At 47.5% G+C, this 669-nt stretch carries 1 protein-coding gene; it reads left to right on the top strand.

The genetic code is table 11. The annotated features are described in order from the left end of the window. On the top strand, positions 1-669 hold a 669-nt coding region (locus ACFPXP_RS07985; RefSeq protein ID WP_379893711.1), incomplete at both ends, for an IS256 family transposase.

The raw sequence follows: 669 nt of genomic DNA, 5'->3' as shown, positions 1-669 counted from the left end.
TTAAAGCTCACTATTCCCAGGGATCGCAACGGGGAGTTTAAACAGCAAACGATTGCTCCGTACAAGCGATCCAATGACACGCTGGAATCCTTCGTCATTCACATGTTCCAGAAAGGTGTGACGATGACGGAGATTGCGGACCTCATTGAGAAAATGTATGGACATCACTACACACCGCAAACCGTATCGAATATGACGAAGACCATGGTTGAACATGTCGATGCCTTTACGACACGCAAGCTGGCTAAGCGTTATGTTTGCGTGTATATCGATGCCACTTATGTTGCTGTCAAAAGGGATACGGTCTCTAAAGAAGCCGTCTATCTGGCCGTCGGTATTCGTGAGGATGGCTCCAAAGAGGTGTTAGCGTATACCATTGCTCCAACAGAGTCTGCTTACCTATGGAATGATCTCCTTCAAGATGTGAAAGCACGCGGCACCGAAGAGGTCTTGCTCTTTATCTCCGATGGTTTAAAGGGCATTGTGTCTGCCATTGAGCAAGTTTATCCTAAAGCGAAATACCAGTCTTGCTGTGTCCATGTTTCACGCAGCATCGCCCACAAAGTACGTGTAACGGACCGGCTTGAGATCTGCCATGATTTTAAAGCCGTATACCGTGCGGAGAGTGAAGAACAAGGAAAGGCCGCTCTAGAAGAGTTCTGTACCAAG

This window comes from Marinicrinis lubricantis (genome assembly GCF_042658665.1).
Lineage (GTDB): Bacteria > Bacillota > Bacilli > Paenibacillales > KCTC-33676 > Marinicrinis > Marinicrinis lubricantis.
The sequence above is the reverse complement of the archived record's forward strand: the minus strand, read 5'-3'. Positions and strand labels throughout refer to the sequence as shown.